This is a genomic window from Roseibium sp., assembly GCF_965216085.1.
Classification (GTDB): domain Bacteria; phylum Pseudomonadota; class Alphaproteobacteria; order Rhizobiales; family Stappiaceae; genus Roseibium.
Genome location: NZ_OZ244138.1, coordinates 5,952,188 through 5,974,570 on the forward strand (window position 1 = coordinate 5,952,188; position 22,383 = coordinate 5,974,570).

Sequence of the window (22,383 nt, forward strand, 5' to 3'; positions counted from 1 at the left end):
AAGATTGGCAGTCATACCCATGTTGAAGGCCGGATAATGTTATCGGGCGCATTTGCCTAAACGATCAAAGGAAACGGATCAAACGACGATGAATTACGTTCGCACAGCCATGCTGCTGGCAGGAATGACCGCTCTCTTTATGGGCGTCGGCTTCATGATCGGCGGACAAGGGGGCATGATGATTGCCCTTGCGATTGCGGCCGCAATGAACCTGTTCAGCTATTGGAACGCGGACAAAATGGTTCTGCGCATGCATCATGCGCAGGAAGTCGATGAACGCTCCGCGCCAGAGTATTACGGCATGGTCCGCCAACTGGCACAGAATGCCGATTTGCCGATGCCGAAGGTTTTTATCATCAACAACCCACAGCCGAACGCCTTTGCCACCGGCCGGAATCCGGAAAACGCAGCTGTTGCCGCAACCACAGGCCTGCTTGAGATGCTGAGCCAGGAAGAAGTGGCCGGCGTGATGGCGCACGAGCTCGCACACGTCAAAAACCACGACACGTTGATCATGACGATCACGGCGACAATTGCCGGTGCCATTTCCATGCTGGCGAATTTTGCTTTCTTTTTTGGTGGCAATCGCAACAATCCGCTCGGCATAATCGGCGTGATCCTGATGATGGTGGTCGCACCGATGGCCGCGATGGTCGTGCAAATGGCGATTTCCCGGACCCGCGAATATGCAGCCGATCGCATGGGCGCTCAGATTTGTGGTGAACCGATGTGGCTCGCATCTGCCTTGGCCAAGATTTCCGGAGGTGTGGAACGTATTCACAATCCAGACGCCGAAGCCAATCCGGCGACAGCTCACATGTTCATCATGAATCCGCTGTCCGGCGAACGAATGGATAATCTGTTCTCCACGCACCCGAACACACAGAACCGGATCGACGAGCTGCGCAAATTGTCCGAGGCCGGATTGGGCACCGCTGGCCGGGGTGCTTATGCCCAAACAAGCGCTCCGCACTCCGGTCCCTGGGGCGGTACATCCGGTACCCGGTCCTATGAAGACCCGCCGCGTCCGAAAGGCCCTTGGGGCTGAGGAATCAACAGAGACTTCGAAAATCCTTGGCGATTGCCAGGCCAAGATCTAGAATGAATTTAGACGCGCCGCAGCCGGATCCCGGACTGCGGCGCTTGATTTTGACACTGGCAGCGTCTCATCGGCTGCCTATCAGGACTGTTCCGTGACCAAAACTCCGCAAAAGAAGAATAAGGCCCAAAAGGGCAATCCGGCCGACAAAAAAGACAAACCGGGGTTTGCGGCTCGTAAGGTTGCCGCGGATATCCTTGGAAATGTGGTTCACAAAAAGCGTCCTTTAGATGGCGAACTGGACATGGCTTCCGGTCACTCCGGCTTCCGGGATTTAGCCGCCAATGACCGGGCGCTCGTGCGCGCAATTGCTGGAGCTGCCCTTCGCCACCGCGGCGAAATCGCGGAGATCCTGAGCCGTTTGCTGGACCGGGATATACCGGAGAAAACCGGGCGGGTGCTTGATATTCTTCACGTCGCCATCGCCCAAATGCAGTTTCTGGATATTCCGGACCGGGCCGCTGTCTCAATTGCAGTCGATCATGCGTCGATGGACCGGCGCGCACGGCCCTATAAAGGCCTTGTGAACGGTGTCCTGCGCCGCCTTGGCCGGGAACGTGATGAGATCACAACTGATATTGATGCGGCCCGGATCAACACGCCGGACTGGCTCTGGGAGAGCTGGCAGGAGGCTTATGGGGAAGAGGGAGCCGCTGCCATTGCCAAAGCACATGAAACAGAAGCTGCGCTCGATCTCACCGTAAAATCCGATCCGGAAAACTGGGCTGAAAAGCTTGATGGCACGATCGTTGGCGCGGGAAGTGTCCGGTTGACCAAAAAGGGTGCCGTTGATGCTCTGGAGGGATTTGAAGACGGAGCCTGGTGGGTTCAGGACGCGGCTGCAGCCCTGCCAGCGCGGCTGCTAGGTGATGTTTCCGGTTTGAAGGTCGCAGATCTTTGTGCTGCTCCGGGTGGTAAAACCGCACAGCTCGCTGCTGCCGGAGCAAACGTGACCGCCGTTGATATTTCAAAAGGCCGTCTCAAGCGGTTGTCAGAAAACATGACCCGTCTTGGTTTGTCCGTCACAACGGTCGCCTCGGATCTCAGGGCGTATGAACCGGACGAACCATTTGATGCTATCCTGCTTGATGCGCCCTGCAGCGCGACCGGAACGATCCGCCGCCATCCGGACGTGCCCTGGATCAAGAAGCCATATGACATTGAAAAACTGGGTGAAATTCAACGGGAATTGCTCGACCGGGTGATCTCCTGGGTCAGGCCCGGTGGACTTCTAGTTTATTGCACGTGTTCCCTAGAGGCGGCAGAAGGCGAACAGCAAGTAGCGCAGTTCCTGGAGCGGAACAAGGATACGGTTGTTCTGTCACCCGTCGATCCATCGGAGATCGGCGGACTGGTCAACAGTGTCACAGCGGAAGGCTTTCTTCGCTGCCGTCCGGATCATCCAGCCAGACCGGATGACAGCCTTTTCGGCATGGATGGTTTTTTCGCAGCCCGTTTCAAGAAGCTTTAACGCAGAATAAACACTTCAACTGTCATGATTCTCTAAAGCAATTGCTAACCTTAATAGTGGGTTTAAGAGCTGGTTCTTGGCCACTTGAACGGAGAATACCGATTATCACGCTTAGACCATCAGTATTGGAGATGGTCCGGTGACGAATGCCACCTTCTCGGAACGCGGGCGTATTTGGGGCCTGGTGGTGTCGTATTTCTGGCAACGGACCCGAAAGTGGATGCATGGCGGACCGATCTCCCGCTTGCAGCCGTTTTCTGCCGTGCCTGAACGCCTGTTGATCGCACCGCAGGATCTCAGAACTGCTGACGCGACCAATGCCGCGGATATCTATGGCGGGCGGTTTTTATTTTCCGGTCATCTGGTCGAAACGCAAGGCCGCTCTCCCTTTGAGTTGCAAGCTGTCCATGAAGACTGGCAACGCGAATTGCACAGCTTCGGCTGGCTCCGGGACTTGCGCGCCGCCGACAGCCAGATTGCCCGCCAGAACGCCCGTGCCTTGGTGGAAGACTGGATTCGCTATTGCGGCCGCTGGCATCAATATGGCTGGGAAGCTCCGGTGGTCACCCGCCGGATCCTGTCCTGGCTGGCCCATTCGCCGTTCATTCTGCAGGATGGCGAACACGATTTTTATCGGGCCTTCATCAAATCTCTGGCCCGTCAGGTTCACTATTTGCGCCAGACCATTAATGAAACAGAAGACGGCGTCGAGCGGCTGCATGCGGCGCTCGCCATAGCGTCTGCCTGCATCTCTATGGCCGGGCAGGGCAGATTTGCCCGTCAGAGTATCCGGCGGCTGGATCAGGAGCTGGCCCGTCAGATCCTTCCCGATGGCGGCCATATCTCCCGCAATCCCCGTGCGCTGATCGATATTCTCGCCGATCTTCTGCCGGTCCGACAGGCCTTCGTGGCCCAGGGGCTCGAAGTACCGGCGGCCATGGTTCAGTCGGTCGACCGAATGATGCCCATGATGAAATTTTTCCGTCATGGCGATGGGGCGCTCGGCCACTTTAATGGTATGGGCTCGACACCGAGCGATTTGGTCGCAACGATCCTGGCCTATGACGATGCGCGCGGCGCACCGCCGTCCAACGCACCGCATTCCGGATATCAGCGGCTCAGCGGAGGAGCGTCCGTGGTGTTGATGGACACTGGTCCGGCTCCGGAGATTTCGCTCTCCGGCGATGCCCATGCGGGCTGTCTGTCGTTCGAGTTTTCCTCCGGTGTAAACAGGATCATCGTCAATTGCGGGGTTTCTCCAAAATCCAACCCTGTTTGGCGTAAAGTCAGCCGGTCTACAGCGGCTCATTCCACAGCCTCGATCGACGACACATCATCCTGCCGGTTCTTGTCCGAAAAGCCGTTTGGTCATCTGCTCGGCGCTCCGATTCTCTCAGGTCCACGGCAAGTTGAGCTGGCTCGGGAAGATGATGCTGCTGGAAGCCGCCTAATTGCGTCCCACGACGGCTATGTGGCCGATTTCAATACAATGCATGAACGCGATCTACGCTTGTCTGCGGATGGTACAGTCCTTGATGGCATAGATACTTTTCAGGCAACCGGTTCGGTGGACCCTGATACCCTTTATACCATCCGGTTCCATTTGCATCCGGCACTTAAAGCTTCGCTGATCCGGGCGGGGTCTGCGTTGCTTCTGGTTTGCCGCGATGGGGAAGCTTGGGAATTCGAAGCGCCAGGTATCGAAATCGCATTGGAAGAGAGCATTTATCTCTCAGATGTCTTTGGTCACCGGAAATCGGAACAAATCGTTCTTTCCGGACCGCTGGAATCGGCTCCGTCTGTTGGATGGCAATTCCGGCGGACTGCGACTGCTAAACTGAGCCGTCGCGGCACCAATGATTTTGACGAGACAGAAGAATTGCCGTTAGAGGAACCAGCGTCAGAGGTTGCAGAACCAGCTGAGGGTACTGGGGTGGAAACTGGAGAAACGCCAGATGATGCCTCTTCAAATCAGACTATGGACGAAGAGGGACGCCAAGACCCCATCTGAAACCTTCCGCTTTTCAGCAAGACGTGTTAGGGCGGCGCCACATTCCGCACCGTTCCAGCTGAGAGGCAGTCCAGATGGCCATCGTGTCCAAAGCCGTTCCCGTTCCAGAATATGTTCCCGTCAAACGCGCCCTTTTGTCTGTTTTCGACAAAACCGGGCTCGTCGACTTCGCCAAGGCTTTGGCTGATCGCGGTGTGGAACTGGTTTCGACTGGCGGCTCTTACAAGGCGCTGAAAGATGCCGGCCTCGCCGTCCTTGATATCTCTGAAGTCACCAATTTCCCGGAAATCATGGATGGCCGGGTAAAAACCCTACACCCGAATGTCCATGGTGGTCTGTTGTCTATCCGCGACGATGAAGTCCACCAAAAGGCCATGGCCGACCATGGTATCACCGGCATCGATCTCTTTTGTGGCAATCTTTATCCATTTGAAGAGGTGGTGGCCTCCGGTGCGGATTATGCGACCGGCATTGAAAACATCGACATTGGCGGTCCGGCCATGACCCGTGCGGCGGCGAAAAACCATGCCTATGTTACCGTGGTCACTGATCCTGCCGACTATACGGCGGTGATCGAAGCGCTCGATGCTAACGGTGGCAAGTCACCGATTGCTCTTCGCAAAAAACTGGCCTTGAAAGCGTTTGCCCGTACGGCCGCATATGATGCTGCGGTTTCCAACTGGATGGCAGATCAATTGGAAGAAGCTACCCCGGCGCACCGCGCGGTTGGCGGTGCGCTTTCGGAAGTCATGCGCTACGGCGAAAACCCGCACCAGACAGCTGGATTCTACAAGACCGGCGAACAGCGCCCGGGCGTTGCCACCGCAACTCAGCTTCAAGGCAAGACGCTCTCCTACAACAACATCAACGACACGGATGCTGCCTTCGAACTGGTCAGCGAGTTTGACCCGTCCCGCTCAAGCGCTGTTGCCATCATCAAGCACGCAAATCCTTGCGGTGTAGCCGAAGGCTCCAGCCTCAAAGATGCTTACGAAAAAGCCTTGCGCTGCGATCCAGTTTCAGCTTTTGGCGGTATCGTTGCTTTGAACCAGACCCTTGATGCGGCGGCAGCGGAAGAAATCGTCAAGGTTTTCACCGAGGTCATTATTGCGCCGGACGCCGATGACGCGGCCCGCGAAATCATTGCAGCAAAGAAAAATCTGCGGCTGCTGACGACTGGCGGCCTCGCCGATGCCCGGGCCGAGGGGCTGTTTGTGAAGTCCGTTGCAGGTGGTTTGTTGGTTCAGTCCCGGGACAACGGTGTGGTCGATGACCTGGATCTTAAAGTCGTGACCAAACGCGCGCCGAGCGATCAGGAAATGCAGGACCTGAAGTTTGCGTTCCGGGTGGCCAAACATGTGAAATCGAATGCCATCGTTTATGTCAAGGACGGAGCGACGGTCGGGGTCGGTGCCGGTCAAATGAGCCGGGTGGATTCTGCCCGCATTGCTGCGCGCAAGGCGTTGGACGCCACAGAAGCCGCGGGGCTTTCCGAGCCGCTCACTAAGGGCTGCGTTGTAGCATCTGACGCCTTCTTCCCCTTTGCTGATGGTCTGCTTTCTGCGGCAGAGGCGGGCGCCACAGCTGTTATTCAGCCAGGCGGGTCCATGCGCGATGAAGACGTGATCAAAGCGGCCGATGATGCTGGCCTTGCCATGGTCATGACCGGGATGCGCCACTTCCGGCATTAAACTCGGAAATACTGCAGCTTTTACTATTGGGATAAACTGCATTTCTTTGTGGGTGCAAATAATCCGTAGGCCTTTGAATATCTTGTTAATCTCCGGTGGTTAACTTGACCAAAACAGCGGCAGATCACTTCTGCCGTTGTGATTCGGTTGGTCAGCGGAGAATAGCCGGTGTTTAAGAACGCAAAGGTCACAACAAAACTTGTTGGTGTGAGTGTCGCCACCCTTGCTGTTGCTCTGGTCGGGGGCATCGGCGTCATCGGCTGGCAAGCCTCTGAAATGACGCATTCCCTGGCGGTTGCACAGGCGGATGCGGTTGCCGAAGATCAAGCTCAGCTTGTCCAGCGCACGATGGAAAACGGGCTGGTGACCGCTCAGTCTCTGGCGGCAGCTCTTACAGGCCTCAAAAGCACCGGCAATCAAGATCGCGCGCAGTGGATGGCGATCGTTGAAGAGACACTTCATAAAAATGTCGACTTCTCAGGCACTTGGGGCGCAATCCCCTATGATGGCCTTGATGGCAAGGACGCCGAGTTCGTCAAAGCAGACAAGCATGACGACAGCGGTATGTGGCGGCCGTATTTCTTCCGCCTGGCGGATGGCAAACTGGGCTACCGCCCGATGGGCGATCTTGAGATGGACCAGCCAGGCAAGAGCCTTTGGTTCAATGTTCCCTACAAGTCCGGCAAAGATTATGTAACCGAGCCCTATAGCTGGGAAGCCGATGGCAAAACGGTTACAGGCGTTTCCTTTGGTATCCCGGTCAAAGAAGGCTCCAAGGTCATTGGGGTTGCCGGCGGCGATATCATGCTGACACCTTTGTCCGACGCTCTTGGCGAACAAAAGCCACTTGGAACCGGGTCCGTACATCTTTTGTCCCAGAACGGGGCCTGGATTGCACATCCGGATGCGGCAGTTCTTGGAAAAGAATGGGCCGAGGGCCGGTCCGAGATGGATCTTGCCGTTCAAGATCAATTGCTGGCTGCAATCAACAAGGGGGAAGCTTTCTCCTATCACGGCTATTCAAACACACTTGGTGCAGAAGTACTGCGCATCGTGAAGCCGGTTAGCATTGGCCGGACTGACGCCAAATTGGCGGTCGTGGTCAACGTTCCTGAAGCAACCCTCTACGCCGCCCGTGCTCAGATCATCACAATGATCGCCGGTGTTGGCCTAGTTCTGCTGCTTGTCGTTGCTGCCTCAATCTATATTGTAGGCACCAACATTGTCCGCCGGCCGCTGGAGCGTGCAGTCGGTAGCATCCAAGCCCTGATTGACCGCCGCTACGAAGAGCCAATTCACGACACCGATCGCAATGATGAAATCGGTGAAATCAGCCAGGCCCTGGAAGTCTTCCGTGACAAGGCGCAGCAAGCGGAAGCCTTGGCCGCCGAACAGGAAGAAACACAACGCCAGCAATTGGCACGTGCTCAAAAGATCAGCGAAATCTCGCAAGACTTCGACCGCCAGATCACCGAACTGACGGGCACCGTTATGTCTCAGGTCGAAGATTTGAATGGTGCGTCTGTGACATTGACCGCTGGTGCTGATGATACCAGTGAGAAGAGCACCACCGTTGCGGCCGCCTCCGAGGAAGCCTCCTCGAACGTTGAAACGGTTGCATCCGCTGCTGAGGAACTGATGGCATCGGTCGGCGAAATCTCCCGGCAGATGACACAGTCGACTGAAATCGCTGCTCACGCGGTTGAGCAGGCGCAAACGACCAACTCCAAGATCGAAGGTCTCGCCGAAGCGGCTCAGCGGATTAGCGAAGTCGTTAAACTGATCACAGACATTGCTGAACAGACCAACCTTCTGGCACTGAACGCTACCATCGAAGCAGCCCGGGCAGGAGAAGCGGGCAAAGGCTTTGCAGTGGTTGCTGCCGAAGTCAAGGAACTGGCGAACCAGACGGCAAAAGCGACGGAAGAAATCTCCACCCAGATCCAATCTGTTCAGTCTGAAACCGCGGGCTCGGTCGATGCCATCAAAGGCATTTCGGAAACCATTGAGAAGATGAACGACATTTCTTCGTCCATTCAATCTTCTGTTGAGCAGCAAGGCATGGCGACTGAAGAAATCGCCCGCAACATCCAGGAAGCTTCTAACGGCACTCAGGAAGTTGCGCAGAATATCGTCAAGGTCGCGGCGTCAGCTGATGACACTGGCAATGCAGCGCGTCAGGTCAGCCAATCGGCCAATGTTCTGCAAAGTGAGGCTGTCCGGCTGAAACAGGAAGTCGACAGCTTCCTACAGAACGTGCGCGACGTCGCTTGATCGAAGATTATCAATGAAATGAAAGAACGCGCCGCCTTTACTGGATGGCGCGTTTTTCTTTGACCAATAGCAGCAGGGCCAAACCGGCAGCAAAAAACACCAGGATGACCGACATTCCGGCCGGTTGACTGTTTGTTGCGGCAGTCACCAGCGCCACGGCCAGCGGTGCTAGAAAACTCGTAACCTTTCCGGACAACGCCAGTAGGCCGAAGTATTGGGTGATTTGTTCCTTTGGTGCGAGCTGGATCAAAAGACTGCGGCAGGAGGCCTGCAAGGGGCCAGACGCCGCACCGATGATCCCACCAAGCGTGATGAAAATCTGTTCCGGCAAGGATGCAAACAATCCGCCGTCCGGTGCGGCCGCGGTTTTGATGACAAAAAAGACCGTTGTCTTATCGACTGAGATCATGCCCAGACCGCAGATCATCAAGACGATCAACGAGAATGCGATGACCAGTTTAGGTCCAAATCGGTCGTCCAGTTTACCGCTCAAGATTAGGCCAAGTGTTCCGGTGATTGTCAGGATAATGCCAAAGGATCCAATTTCTATGGAGCCCCAGCCGAGTTGGCCGGCGGCATAAATTCCGCCAAAGGCAAACAGCGCTACAAGACCGTCCTTGAACACCATATTGGCCAGTAGAAACAGGAAGACGTTTCGCTGTGCCCGCGCGTGCTTGAGGCTTTCGATTAAGTCTGCAAGACCTTTCTGGATGGCAGGCCCCAATTTCTGCCTTTGATTGCTGTCCGGAACGAACAAAAACAGTGGCAGCACAAAAATCACGTACCAAATGGCCGAAAAAGGCCCGGAAGCCCGATCGCCTTCACTGGTCGTAGGATCGAGCCCAAAGAGTGGAACAAAACCCAACAATGTCTTGCCGCTGTTAGGGCTGGCCGCCAGGAAGCCGAGCACAATCACCAGGGAGACAAGGCCACTAGCATAGCCGAGCGCCCAGCCGAAACTGGACAAGCGGCCGATATGTGTTGGCGGGACAAGTTGCGGCATCATGGCATTGTTGAAAACTGTGGCGATCTCGATCGACAAGGTTCCGAGCGCAAAGGCACAGAGCGCGATCATGACGCCGTTTGGGCTGCCGGGAGCTGCATACCAAAATGCCCAACAACACAGAACAAAGGGGACCGAAAAGCAAAAGATCCAGAGTTTGCGGCGGCCCGTGGCGTCGGCGATTGAACCGAGGATCGGCGCGAGCAAAGCAATTCCGAGCCCAGCAGCCGCTGTCGCGTAGCCCCAGAGGCTTTGGCCTTGTTCAGGCGTATCCGCCAACACAGAAGCGAAATAAGGTGCGAAGACAAATGTCGTGATCAGAGTGAAGAATGGCTGCGCGGCCCAATCGAAGAGGCCCCAAGAGACCACTGCCCGCCGATCCGGTCTTTCAATGTCAGTTTCAGAAGCGGCAGTCATTTAGGATCAGATCTCCAAACTGTGTTTTTAAAAAGAATGGCCGGCAACGGAACTGCCGGCCATTCTCACTTTAAGTGGTTCTTGTGACAACCAAACCGGGTTTTAAAGAATCAGGTGCCGTCACAGATTTCTGCAAGCAGGCTGGCGGCGACCGAAAACTTGGATACGCTCAGGCCACCGTCCAGAATTTCAGCGACCGCCTGTGTGGTGCGCGATACCAGGGTTTCCTTTTTCTCCAGCCAGTTGCCAAAACCTTCCGCCCGGATCGCAGAGATCGCGATTGCCCGATGTGCAGAGGCAAGCGTTGCGCGGGCGCGGTCAAGAGCAAGGCCATCGTAGTAATCGTGCACTTCGAGATCGCCGGCCATTTCGTTCATGGCGCCAAGACGGAAGTGATAGGCGACATCGAAGAAGGCGACAGCGGCCTTGTCGAGATCTGCACCGGTTTCCTCCGAGACGATGACGATGTCCGGAATGGCGCTTTCAACCGGCAGCCAGGCGATCCGGCGGGCGAGCCCCTCTGGCACGCCTTTTTTGACATAGGTTTCAGCGCGGCTTCTCAGTTCTGTAGCCGGTTCTTCCGGAAGAAGTGTTTCGACACGATCGCGCAGGTCGGAAATACCGGACCGGAACCGTTCCACCACGGCGGACAGACCCTTATCAAAGGACACATTGCGCTTGAACCAGACGACCCGTTCCAAAAGAAGGGTTTGGACTTCTGAATAAAGATCCAGCTGCAGTGTCCCGTCGATTTTGGTGTCCAGGCCATCGATTTCAGAGTTGAGATCTGTCAGGTCATAGCTGTTTCTAACCGCCACAAAACCTTGGGCGATTTCTGTTGGTGTCGCCCCGGTCTGATCCATCAAACGGGTGATGAATGTTGCGCCACCACGGTTGACCATCGAATTCGCCAACATCGTTGCGATGATTTCCCGGCGCAGACGGTGACCGTTGATTTCGTTCTCATAGTCACTGGCCATTTGATCCGGGAAATAGCGGAACAGTTCCCGGGCCAAGTAGTCGTCATCTGGCACTGTGCTTTCCAACAGCGCATCGTAAAGCGTGATCTTGGCGTAGGCCAGCAAGACACCCAATTCGGCGCGGGTCAGCAATTGGCCGGCATTGTGCATTTCCTCAAGCTGAACATCATCCGGCAGCTGTTCAACAACACGGTCCAAAAGATCTTCCTGCTCCAGCTGGCGCATCATGCGCACCTGGTAGCCAAAATCCTCCGGGCCGCGCAGTTGGGTCATGGAGATCGCCAGGGTCTGCAGGTAATTGTTTCGCAGTACGAGAGAGGCGACTTCATCCGTCATATCGGCGAGCAGGGAATTCCGCCCAAGAAGGTCGAGTTTTCCAGCTTTCACAGCCGCGCCGAGGGCAATCTTGATGTTGACCTCCATATCCGACGAGTTCACGCCGGCGGAATTGTCGATCGCATCTGAATTGCAGCGGCCGCCCTTTTTGTTGAACTCGATCCGGGCCAATTGGGTCAGTCCGAGGTTTGCGCCTTCGCCGATGACTTTGGCGCCGACCTCTGGTGCGGTGATCCGGATGTGGTCATTGGCCCGGTCGCCCGCATCCGCATCGGTTTCCGTGGTCGCGCGGATATAAGTCCCGATACCGCCAAACCAGAGCAGATCGACCTGCATCCGCAAAATGGCCATCATGACCTCTTGAGGTGTCGCGGAGGACTTCTGCAGGTTCAAAAGTTTGCGGATTTCCGCTGACAGCGGAATCGATTTCAGCTGACGCGAGAACACGCCGCCGCCCTTGGAAATCAGACTGGTGTCATAGTCTTTCCAAGAGGACCGGCCCATGTCGAACAGGCGCTTGCGTTCTACCCAGGTCTTTGCCGGATCCGGATCGGGGTCGATGAAGATATCCCGGTGGTCAAAGGCCGCGACGACTTTGGTTGCCTTGGACAAGAGCATCCCATTGCCGAAGACGTCCCCGGACATGTCGCCGACACCAGCTGCCGTGAACGGTTCGGTTTGGATATCCCGGTTCTGTTCGCGGAAGTGGCGCTTCACCGCCTCCCATGCGCCGCGCGCCGTGATGCCCATTTTCTTGTGGTCGTATCCGGCTGATCCGCCGGAGGCAAAAGCATCGCCCAGCCAGAAATCACGGCCCTCGGAAATCGCATTGGCCGTATCAGAAAAGGTTGCCGTTCCCTTGTCGGCCGCCACAACAAGATATGGATCATCGGCATCGAAGCGGTTGACCCGCGCCGGTGGCAAGATCTTGTCTTCATCCAGATTGTCGGTGACATCTAGAAGCGCATTGATGAAGATCTTGTAGCTTTCGGTACCTTCTTTGAACCAGGCTTCCCGGTCACTTGCGGGTGGAAGCTGTTTGGGCACAAAGCCGCCTTTTGAACCGACCGGAACAATCACGGCGTTCTTAACCTGCTGAGCTTTCACCAGGCCGAGAACTTCGGTGCGGAAATCCTGTGGCCGGTCCGACCAGCGCAGGCCGCCACGGGCAACCATGCCGAAGCGCAGATGAACCCCTTCCACACGCGGGCTGTAGACAAAGATCTCCCGGAAGGGACGCGGTTGCGGCAATTCGTCGATCTTCCGGCTTTCAATTTTGAAGGCAACGGTCGCCTTGGGTTGCCCAACATCATCCAGTTGATAGAAGTTTGTGCGCAGGATCGATTCAATCGCATTTTGGAACCGCCGCAGAATACGGTCATCGTCGAGGCTCGACACATCCTCCAAGGCAGCGGAAAACTCTGGCAGGAGCCGTTCGGTGCCGGAATTTCTGTCTTTTTCCGAAACATCCGGATTGAACCGGAGATGGAACAGTTCCACCAACTTAGCGGCGATCGCCGGGTAGTTGTTGAGCGTCGACCACATGTAGTCTTCAGAGAAGCGGATGCCAGCCTGCCGCAGATATTTGGACAGCGCCCGCAAGATCGCAACATCGCGCCAGGCCAGTCCGGCTGTCAGAACCAGACGGTTGTAGCCGTCATCTTCCGCCCGGCCGCTCCAGATCGCCATATACATGCTTTCCAGACGGCTCTGCATCTTGTCATCGAAGTCCAAGTCTTCGCCGGACCGCGCTTCCAATGTCATCTCGTGCAGGTAAGAGAACGGCGCGTTGGTCGGGGTAACGCGGTAGGTTCGTTCGTTGATGACTTTGAAGCCCATGTTCTCCAGAAGCGGTACACGGGATGACAGCGGGATCGGTGCGCCCCGATGATAGACCTTGAGCGCCAGTCGGTTGTTTTCCGACCCTGCCGGACGGTGGAATGTGATGGTCGTATCGCGGGTATCGCTCAGAGTTTCCAGCTGGACAATGTCGAAAAGAGCCGACTGCGCGTTATAGACCTCCTTGTAGCCACCGTGGAATGACAAGGCGTAGCGGTCGGCCAGCTTGCGGGCCTGCGCCGGTGCAAACTCTGCCTTAAGGGCGTCCCGTACAGCATCCGGCCAATTGCGCACCATATCGGCGACTGCCGCTTCCAATTCGTCTTGATCCGGTGTTGGTGTTTCACCCTTGTCGCGGCCGACGATGTAATGAACCCGCGCAAGCGGGCCCTCGGGGTAGGTCACGTACCAGGCAGACAGACGGCCTTCATAAATAGCTGCGAGATAAGTACCTACGTTCAATCGGACTTCTGTGCTGTAGCGATCGCGTGGCACAAACACCAAGATTGAAACATAACGGTCGAATTTGTCGGGACGGGACAGAACCCGGATGCGTGGCCGTTCATCCAACTGCAGAATTGCAGTAGAGAATTCAAACAGGCGTTCACGTTCGATCTGGAACAGTTCGTCTCTCGGGAAAGCTTCTAAAACATTCCGCAGGGCCCGGCCGGAATGGCTCTCGGAGTGATAACCGGCCCGGGCCAGAACACTGGCCACCTTACGGCGCAGGAACGGGATGGTGCTGGTTGGTTCTGTGTAGGCGGTGGAGGCGAACAGCCCGACGATCCGGAGTTCGCCGACCATTTTGCCATCATCGTCGTAGAGCTTGGCACCGACGTAATCCATATGCACCCGGCGGTGCACCGTGCTCTTCACGTTCGCTTTAGCGATGATCAGTGGTTCCGGCTTTTGCAGGAATTCACGGATTTCCGGGGTGATCTGGACGAACTCCGATCCGCGCCGCAGCACGCGGACGTCCGGATCCGACAGAAGGCCAAGCCCGGTGCCTTCGTGCGGTGACAGTTCGCCTTCTTCAACACCGCCCTCGAATTTGTATTCCCGCATGCCGAGGAAAATGAAGTTATCTTTTTCCATCCACTCCAGGAAATGGATCGCTTCCCAGAGCTCGTCACTGCTGCCCAGAATTTGAGTGGTCTTATATGTGTCGATCGCTTCGCCGAGCCGCTCTTGCATCGGTTTGAAGTCGGTGACCACCGCCCGGACGTTGTTCAATACCGTGTTCAACCGCTCATCCAGGGCCTTGCGCTGCTCCGCATCGTCTATGCGGGTCACATGAATATGGATGAGGCTTTCCTGACGGTCTTTGCGCTTGGCCGGTTTTTTTCGGGCGACGGCCGAAGTCAACACGCCGTTGTCATCGCGCTCGACAATGAAAATTGGATGCAGAACCAGATGCACTTCCAGCTTGCTGTCCTGTAATTCATCCATCACAGAATCGACCAGGAACGGCATGTTATCATTGACGATTTCAATCACCGTCAGGTTCTTCGCCTTGCCGCCCTTTGCCCGGAAGCCCGGATCAGAAATGCTCACCCGATGTGTGCCGAGGTCGTGGTTCTTGAAGTCCTGCCAAGCGTCACGAGCAAACCCGGTCAGTTCTTCTTCCGAGTAGGTCACGAGATCTTCAGCCGCGCCACGGTCATAAAAGGCGCTTGCAAAGTCCGCGAGGTCGGGATCTGCCTCGGCTAGTTTTGTGTGAACCGCGTCGATCAGTTTCAGTTTCTCGACGTCGTACTTGTCGGGCATTTTTTTCCCCTTGGGCGATCTTGGGTGTGGCTCTGTTGCGAATTATGGTTTTATTGCCGCAACATCATTGTTTTCAGGACGGGAGGATTAAATTGTCAAGTAAAGTCACAGCCTTGCAGATGAGTGAAAGTGAAACATTTAGTGAAAAGACACAGGCCTATTTTGATTTGTGTCAGGAGAAGCTCGGTCTGGTCCCCAACGTGCTCAAGGCCTATGCCTTCGACGACACCAAGTTGCGTGCCTTCACGGACATGTACAACGACCTCATGCTGGCCGACAGCGGCCTGACAAAGCTTGAGAGGGAGATGATTGCCGTTGCGGTATCCTCCGTCAATCACTGTTTTTATTGCCTCACAGCTCACGGGGCAGCCGTACGCGAATTATCCGGTGATCCGATGCTCGGTGAACTGATGGTGATGAACTACCGTGTCGCGGATTTGACAAACCGTCAGCGGGCCATGCTCGACTTTGCAGTCAAACTGACCGAAAAACCGGCTGAGATCTTGGAAAGCGACCGTCAAGCGCTACGGGATGCCGGGTTTAGTGACCGGGATATCTGGGATATTTCCAATGTGGCAGCCTTTTTCAACATGACCAACCGGGTGGCGGCAGCAACGGATATGCGTCCGAATGATGAGTATCACTCAATGGCCCGTTGAGCTCTTAGGCCATGCGAAACCGGTGACAAGCACAGTGTTTGGGTGTATGACCCAAGGCGTTTTTTGGAATCTCGCACATGAGGAGAGGAGCGGGTCATGACCGCGCGCGTATTTATTGATGGTGAAGCTGGCACGACGGGTTTGCAAATCCGCGAGCGCCTCGCCATGCGCCATGATCTCGAACTGCTCTCTATCCCGGAAGAAAGCCGCAAGGACGCTACCGCCCGGGCCGAGTATCTGAACAAGGCCGATGTTGCGATCCTGTGCCTGCCGGATGCTGCGGCCAAGGAAAGCGTTGCGCTGATCGAAAACGACACCACGCGGGTGATCGATGCGTCAAGCGCGCACCGTGTGGCCGATGGCTGGGCCTATGGTTTTGCTGAAATGGATGCCGATCAGGCGGACATCATTGCCGCTGCCATGCGGGTTGCCAATCCGGGTTGCTGGCCGCAAGGCCTGATCGCCGCAGTCCGGCCATTGATTGCAGGCGGACTGCTGCCTTCGGACTATCCGCTAACCTTTCACGGAGTCTCCGGCTATTCCGGCGGCGGCAAGGGCATGATCGCAGACTATGAAAGCGCGGATGCCAGTGCAAACAGGTTCGCGCCTTATGCGCTGGGCTTCAATCACAAGCATCTGCCGGAAATGACCGAATACACCCTGGCGGAGGCAGCGCCGCTGTTTTCGCCGGCTGTCGGCAACTACTACAAGGGCATGCTGACCGTGGTGCCGCTCAATCTGGCACAGCTGGACAAGGTCCCGACCGGCGAGCAGCTCCATGCAGCTCTGTCCGATCATTTCGCGAGTTCAGCCGGCGGGTTTGTCGATGTCGCACCCCTCGAGGGCCTAGAACGCTCTGATGAGCTGGATCCGCAGGCGCTCAATGAGACCAACCGCTTGCGGCTGCATGTCTTTGCCAATGATGCGCGGGCACAGGCGGCCATCATCGCGGTCTATGACAATCTCGGCAAGGGCGCTTCTGGTGCTGCCGTACAAAATCTCAATCTCATGCTCGGTGTTGATCAGACCACAAGCCTTGCTGCTTGAGGTGATTGGGCCGGAACCCGTTTTCAGGAGAGGAAACCATGGAAAAATTTGAGACCCTCACCGGGGTCGCAGCGCCGCTGCCGATCGTCAACATCGACACCGATATGATCATCCCGAAGCAGTTCTTGAAAACCATCAAGCGCACGGGTCTCGGTACCGCATTGTTTCATGAAATGCGCACCAATGATGACGGCTCTGAAAACGTTGATTTCGTTCTGAATAAGGCCGCGTATCGCGAAGCCAAGATCCTGATTGCAGGCGACAATTTCGGCTGCGGATCCTCCCGCGAGCATGCGCCCTGGGCCCTGCTTGATTTTGGTGTCCGCTGTGTGATCTCAACGTCCTTTGCCGACATTTTCTACAACAACTGCTTCAAGAATGGAATTCTGCCGATCGAGGTCTCCGAAGATGAACTCGAAACACTGCTGCATGCGGCTGAGCGCGGCGCCAACTTCACCCTGACGATCGATCTGGAAAATCAGGAGATCAAGGGTCTGGAAAGCGGTGACATCGCCTTCAAAATCGACCATTTTCGCAAGCATTGCCTGATCAATGGTCTTGACGACATTGGTTTGACGCTGAACAAGTCCGCCCAGATCGACACATTTGAAGGTGAAATCAGCGAAAGCCGCCCTTGGGTTTAAGCTTCAGCTGATCAATTGAGTATTTCGGAAAACCCGGTGCCAGGCGCCGGGTTTTTCTTTGTACGAGCACGCATTAACAAATGGCTATTTGTAGTGTGCGCGCGGAACGCAGCCCAAGACTCCTATGAAAGAAGCATTCCGCGCACTGCTCAATTTAAACCTGTGCGCTGCTACCCAGCGTCCGGGCTCTCTAACCAATTCAAAAACACCGCAGTTGTTTCTTCAGGCATCTCTTGTTGCACCCAATGGCCGCAATCGAGGCTGACAACGTCAACATTCGGAACGAATTCTGTTAGATTTTCAGACTTCGGGATCAAATCATGATCACCATAAATCATGAGCGCAGGCTGTCGGATGATTGGGTCGGCATCAGCCAAGATGTGCCAGTTGCGATCAAGGTTCCTGTACCAGTTAATGCTGGCGGTGAACCCTGTTTCTTCGAAAGCGGAGACAAAAACGGCCAATTCGTTGTCACTCATCAAGGGCTCGCCAAGGGGAACTTTTGCTCTAGCGAGATTGATCATCATCATACCGGGTTCCGGCTGAGCAGCGGGAACGTTCTTGCGGAACATGTTACGAAGGAATTGGGATGTGTTTTCATTTAACACCGCGTCCGCAACGCCCGGCTGCCGATTGAAGTGAACGAAATAATGGTCGCTTCCAAGAAATTCTTCCATGAACTCGATCCACGGTTTTTCTGTGCGCGCTTGATAAGGCAAGGCCAGATTAATTACCCGTTTAACCCGTTCTGGATGCAATAAGGTTAGCCCCCAAACGACCATCGCGCCCCAGTCGTGGCCGACAAAGGTTGCATCTTGGTATCCGTAGTGATTGAGAAGCGCGGTGAGATCCTCCGTCAGATGTTTGATGTCATAGTCTGTGACTTCGCCCGGACGGGATGAGTTGCCATATCCTCGCTGGTTTGGAGCAATGACATGGTAGCCTGCGGCCGCAAGAGCCGGTATCTGATGGCGCCAGGAAAAGGCATGCTCTGGCCAGCCGTGGCAGAGAACAATCGGGTTGCCGGCATTTTCCTGCCCAGCTTCAAAGACTTCGAGTGTCACGCCGTTGACTGAAATAAGACTGGGTCTGGGGAAATTGGGTAGGGTGGACATTACATAGTCTCCTTGTTTGACATGCACTGCCGCTGCCTAAGACTATATGGTGCCAAAAATTGACACCTTTATACGGTAACCCCGCCTCATGAATGCTCGTCATCGACAAGACGCCATCGTGCGCTGCCTTCGCCGTAACGGGACTTCGACCGTCGCTGACCTAGCGGAAGAGGTAGGCGCATCCAGGCGTACAGTGCTGCGCGACATCGGCGCTTTGCGTGATGAGGGATTTGTCATTCAATCGGAACCCGGACGTGGGGGCGGCCTGTCGCTTGATCCGCAATCTGTTCAGACCACCGCGCGGCTCTCGGTTGCCGAAGTTTTTGCGCTTCTTATCAGCGTTGCGTCGATGCGGGCTGCTGGGAACTTACCCTTTTCGGGTCTTGCAGATGCTGGGCTTGCCAAAATCGAAAAAGCTCTGCCAGCGGATAAGATCCGCGACTTGCGCCGGTTTCTGGATTGTCTGTACGTCGGGCAGTTGTCACCGCAAGTAGATATATCAGATATGGGACAGATGGAGCCTGCGCTGCTGCCCGAATTCGAGACAGCATTTCTCCAACGGTTACACTTGCGCTTCCAATACCGTGACGCAAAAGGGGCGGTGACCAGCCGGAAAGTCGAACCGCAAGCTATGCTGATCTTGCCGCCGCTGTGGTACCTGGTGGCCTGGGATCCCGAGCGTAATGACTTCCGTCACTTTCGAATGGACCGGATCACCAGGCCGGAATATGTCGAAGACGCACCATTTCGGCGAAGGAAGGTGCCCTTCGACGATGGCGTCCGTCCCATTCGGCGTTTGCCGAGCTGATTTTCGGTTAAGCCATTGAATTCCTCAGTTCAAACAGGCTCTTCGTGAAATCCCTGACCAGCTTGGACCTTTGAATATCGGGCCGGAACAAGAGGAAAGAGCGGAAATTAACCGCAGGTGAAAAGGGGCGGATGACCAAGCCTCTTGCAACAAACCCATCCACAACAAGCGGATTGACGAGACCGATTGCATCGCCGGACAGCGCCAAGGCGCATGTTGTTGTTGAGGACGGCGTCTCAACCACATACTCAGGCGTTACACCGGCCTCTTCCAAAATGGCGTCAAACCTGTGACGCGCCCGGTCTTCAGGGGCGAGACCGATCATCGGTTGCCCGATGAGATCTTCAGGACCAAGGCTGTCCCGCTGTGCCAATGGGTGACTTGGGGGCATTGCAATAACGCCCGAAAATCCGCCGAAGTGGGTTGTGTCTACCCCGGAGCTATCGATTTCATCGGCGGCCAGGCCAATGTCAAAGTTTCCGTCGACGACCTGATTGCGTACTTGCGCCGAGGGCAGGATCTGAAGCGTTACCCTGACACGCGGATTTTTCTTTCTAAATGCCTGGACCGCCTTTGGCACCACTTCAGCGCCCAGAGCCGAAAGCGATGCGATCTTCAGGTGTCCGGAGCCGAAATCCCGGATCGCAGCCGCAGCAGTGCGCAACCGGTCCATGCCCTTAAAACTTTCGGAAACCTCTCGGAAAAACAGCTGACCTTCTGTTGTGGGAACCATGCGCCCCCGCACGCGGTCAAAAAGCGTGAACCCCAGAGATGCTTCCAGTTCGGCGATGCTTCGGCTGACGGCAGGCTGGGTGATCTGCATGAGTTCTGCCGCGCGGACCGTTGAGCCCGAGATCATCATCGTGTGAAATGCTTCCAGCTGCCGGAACTTCATAATCTATGCTTTCTAGATATAAGTTTTAGGCATAGAATTATGCCGAACTATTAATTGTTTGCCAGGTGGAATTTTGGTGTAGTCCGCAAAACTCTCAGAGGAAAACACATGCGTGACGCTACACATTGCACGATCCATCCCGCTGTTGATCTTACGGAATTCTCCAGCCTGACCGTCCCGACTTATCGCGCATCGACAATTGTGTTTGAAGATGCGGAGGCCTATGCAACCCGCGGAGAGCGGGACCTCGACAGTTATATGTACGGCTTATACGGGACGCCGACGACGAAGACGCTGGAAGCACAGATAACAAAGCTGGAAAATGGTGTGCGGTCTGTCATTGTGCCGTCCGGGCAAGCGGGAGCGACGATCGTTTTTCTCAGCGTGCTGCTGCCAGGGGATACAGTTCTGATCCCTGATAGCGTCTATCCGCCGGTCTTGGATTTCTGCGTCAATTATCTGCAACCCCGCGGTATCTGCCACAAAATCTACCAGCCTGATGGCACCGGGATTGAGGACCTGATCGACCCGTCAGTGAAACTGATCTGGACGGAAACGCCCGGGTCAACGACCATGGAATTTCAGGATTTGCGGGCGATAGCAGCGCTCGGCAAGAAACATGGGATCTTGACCGGGGCCGACAACACCTGGGCGACTCCCTTGCATTTGAAACCTTTAGACCTCGGCATCGACTTTTCCATGCAGGCCCTGTCGAAATATGCTGGCGGGCATTCCGATCTGCTGCTTGGGTCAATTTGTGTCAATGATTTGGAGTTGCGCAAAAAACTGCGCGATACCATGCGCATGCTGGGCATCGGTGTTAGCCCCGATGAAGTTGCACTGGTCTTGCGTGGGATTGAGACGATGGCCCTGCGGCTTGCCCATGTGGAACAGGTCGCGCGGAACCTGGCCGAAGAACTGGCGTCCCGCCCGGATGTTGGACTTGTTCTGCACCCCGCGCTGGCCGATTTCCCTCAGCACACACTTTGGAAACGCGACTTCTCCGGTGCGAGCGGGGTTTTCAATGTCGTTTTGACAGAAAGCCAGGAAGCCAATCTTGATGAAGGGCTGAACCAGCTGAAAGTCATCGCAATCGGAGCAAGTTGGGGCGGAACGCGTAGCCTAATCGCGCCGATGTCGGTCAAAAAAGGCCGAAAGTTCGCAAAACCGGAACACCAACGGACAATTCTGCGCATCAATGTCGGTCTGGAAGACCAAGAAGACTTGCGCAGCGATCTCAAGGCTCTGTTTGACATTCTCTCCAGCTCAGACAAGTCCAATTGAACTTGGCCAGCAATACAAAGGAAACGGCCAGATGAAGGCTTTGCTAATCATTGATATGCAAATGGAAATGCAACACCGGATCCAGGCTGGCGTGGATTGTGTAAACGCTGACGCTCCAGACCGGATAAACGCGCTTGCCTCGTTCCATCGTGGGCAAGGTTGGCCAGTCATTCACATCCGCCATAGCGATGACAATCCGCACTCTCCCTTTCATTGGGACGCAAAAGGTTGCCCACCCATGGCATGTGCTGAAGCCGCTGAGAATGAAGCTGTTTTCTTCAAACGTACGTCATCAGCATTCGCTTCGACAGGGTTGGCGGACTATCTGAACTCACAAGAAATCTCGGACTTGATTGTAGTAGGGGCGGTTGCGGGATTTTGTGTGAATTCAACCGTCCGGGCAGGATCCGATCTTGGATTCAAGATCACGGTTGTTGAAGACGCTGTAGTTGGATTTGGCTTACCTGAATCAGGTCAGTCCGCTCACATGATTTTTGACGCGACAATGGCACTTCTCAGATCTGACTTTGCAGAGATCACGATGACCGCCAAAATATTGAACGCTGGGAAGGTACAAAAGGAGATGTGAACTAAACCCAGCTGGCTCTATTTGAGAGATTTACTCAAATTACGTGACTGAATTGAGATGGCTGTTGCGACTTGCAACCAGCTCGCAATGAATTGGCAGCACTCAGATATTGTGCAGACACTCGGCCAGTATGCTTCACTTGTTATGTTAGGCTCATTGGATGATTTCGCCGCTCGAAATATGAAGGCCCGGTTTCGCTAACCGTACGGTTCTGCTCTTTACCGGAACAGATGCCAAATATGCCATGGCTCTTCCGGTTTGTTGCTGGAATCAATCTCTGTCGACGATCTGCACTCCGCGCTGGCGGATTTCCCTCAGCACGCACTTTGGAATTGCGATTGTTTCGGAGCGTGAGGGGTTTCGTTGGCGTTTTGACAGAAAGCCAGAGTGCCGAAAGTTCGAAAAACCGGAACACCAGCGGACAATTCTGCGCATCAATGTCGGCCTGGAGGAT

General features: G+C 55.4%; 15 protein-coding genes. 11 read left to right on the top strand and 4 right to left on the bottom strand.

Features of this window, described 5'->3' with window-relative positions; all coding sequences use genetic code 11:
* Positions 1 to 88 precede the first annotated feature (88 nt).
* From htpX to ACOOFE_RS27875, 5 genes are all read left to right on the top strand, one after another.
* On the top strand, positions 89 to 1,048 hold the full coding sequence (gene htpX / locus ACOOFE_RS27855; protein WP_420413023.1) for a zinc metalloprotease HtpX: 960 nt from the start codon (positions 89 to 91) through the stop codon (positions 1,046 to 1,048).
* Between the two features lie 145 nt (positions 1,049 to 1,193).
* Entirely contained in the window at positions 1,194 to 2,570 is a 1,377-nt protein-coding gene (locus ACOOFE_RS27860) for an RsmB/NOP family class I SAM-dependent RNA methyltransferase (RefSeq protein ID WP_420413024.1), read from the top strand.
* Positions 2,571 to 3,024: 454 nt separating this feature from the next.
* Positions 3,025 to 4,581 (top strand): heparinase II/III family protein, encoded by a 1,557-nt coding sequence (locus tag ACOOFE_RS27865; protein WP_420413025.1) that lies wholly within the window; start codon positions 3,025 to 3,027, stop codon positions 4,579 to 4,581.
* A gap of 74 nt (positions 4,582 to 4,655) precedes the next feature.
* Positions 4,656 to 6,272, top strand: coding sequence for a bifunctional phosphoribosylaminoimidazolecarboxamide formyltransferase/IMP cyclohydrolase (gene purH, locus ACOOFE_RS27870; protein ID WP_420413026.1), 1,617 nt, complete (start codon positions 4,656 to 4,658; stop codon positions 6,270 to 6,272).
* A gap of 168 nt (positions 6,273 to 6,440) precedes the next feature.
* A complete protein-coding gene (locus ACOOFE_RS27875) occupies positions 6,441 to 8,546 on the top strand; it encodes a methyl-accepting chemotaxis protein (RefSeq protein ID WP_420413027.1) in 2,106 nt (701 codons plus the stop codon).
* A 37-nt stretch (positions 8,547 to 8,583) separates the two neighbouring features.
* Here ACOOFE_RS27875 and ACOOFE_RS27880 read toward each other — a convergent pair whose 3' ends face one another.
* Positions 8,584 to 9,966 (bottom strand): MFS transporter, encoded by a 1,383-nt coding sequence (locus ACOOFE_RS27880; RefSeq protein ID WP_420413028.1) that lies wholly within the window; start codon positions 9,964 to 9,966, stop codon positions 8,584 to 8,586.
* 110 nt (positions 9,967 to 10,076) lie between these two features.
* Entirely contained in the window at positions 10,077 to 14,888 is a 4,812-nt protein-coding gene (locus ACOOFE_RS27885) for an NAD-glutamate dehydrogenase (RefSeq protein WP_420413029.1), read from the bottom strand.
* Between the two features lie 92 nt (positions 14,889 to 14,980).
* On the opposite strand from ACOOFE_RS27885, the gene ACOOFE_RS27890 reads away from it, so the two are divergent.
* From ACOOFE_RS27890 to leuD, 3 genes are all read left to right on the top strand, one after another.
* Positions 14,981 to 15,547 carry a peroxidase-related enzyme gene (locus tag ACOOFE_RS27890; RefSeq protein WP_420413030.1) on the top strand — a complete coding sequence of 189 codons (567 nt, stop codon included), beginning with the start codon at positions 14,981 to 14,983 and terminating at the stop codon, positions 15,545 to 15,547.
* 96 nt (positions 15,548 to 15,643) lie between these two features.
* Complete coding sequence (gene argC / locus ACOOFE_RS27895; RefSeq protein ID WP_420413031.1) at positions 15,644 to 16,594, top strand: N-acetyl-gamma-glutamyl-phosphate reductase; 951 nt, start codon at positions 15,644 to 15,646, stop codon at positions 16,592 to 16,594.
* A 38-nt stretch (positions 16,595 to 16,632) separates the two neighbouring features.
* Positions 16,633 to 17,238: a 3-isopropylmalate dehydratase small subunit gene (leuD, locus tag ACOOFE_RS27900; RefSeq protein ID WP_420413032.1), complete on the top strand. Its 606-nt coding sequence runs from the start codon at positions 16,633 to 16,635 to the stop codon at positions 17,236 to 17,238.
* A gap of 170 nt (positions 17,239 to 17,408) precedes the next feature.
* Here leuD and ACOOFE_RS27905 read toward each other — a convergent pair whose 3' ends face one another.
* Positions 17,409 to 18,353: an alpha/beta fold hydrolase gene (locus tag ACOOFE_RS27905; RefSeq protein ID WP_420413033.1), complete on the bottom strand. Its 945-nt coding sequence runs from the start codon at positions 18,351 to 18,353 to the stop codon at positions 17,409 to 17,411.
* A gap of 88 nt (positions 18,354 to 18,441) precedes the next feature.
* Here ACOOFE_RS27905 and ACOOFE_RS27910 point away from each other — a divergent pair, with 88 nt between their 5' ends.
* The gene (locus ACOOFE_RS27910; RefSeq protein ID WP_420413034.1) at positions 18,442 to 19,161 is read left to right on the top strand and encodes a helix-turn-helix transcriptional regulator; all 720 of its coding nucleotides are present in this window, start codon (positions 18,442 to 18,444) and stop codon (positions 19,159 to 19,161) included.
* Positions 19,162 to 19,168: 7 nt separating this feature from the next.
* Here the strand turns inward: ACOOFE_RS27910 and ACOOFE_RS27915 are convergent, their stop codons facing one another.
* Entirely contained in the window at positions 19,169 to 20,056 is an 888-nt protein-coding gene (locus ACOOFE_RS27915) for a LysR substrate-binding domain-containing protein (protein ID WP_420413035.1), read from the bottom strand.
* 108 nt (positions 20,057 to 20,164) lie between these two features.
* Between ACOOFE_RS27915 and ACOOFE_RS27920 the strand changes: the two genes are divergently transcribed.
* Both ACOOFE_RS27920 and ACOOFE_RS27925 read left to right on the top strand, forming a co-directional pair.
* The gene (locus ACOOFE_RS27920; RefSeq protein ID WP_420413036.1) at positions 20,165 to 21,340 is read left to right on the top strand and encodes a trans-sulfuration enzyme family protein; all 1,176 of its coding nucleotides are present in this window, start codon (positions 20,165 to 20,167) and stop codon (positions 21,338 to 21,340) included.
* Positions 21,306 to 21,929: an isochorismatase family protein gene (locus ACOOFE_RS27925; RefSeq protein WP_420413037.1), complete on the top strand. Its 624-nt coding sequence runs from the start codon at positions 21,306 to 21,308 to the stop codon at positions 21,927 to 21,929. The genes ACOOFE_RS27920 and ACOOFE_RS27925 overlap by 35 nt, the downstream gene beginning before the upstream one ends.
* Positions 21,930 to 22,383 lie beyond the last annotated feature (454 nt).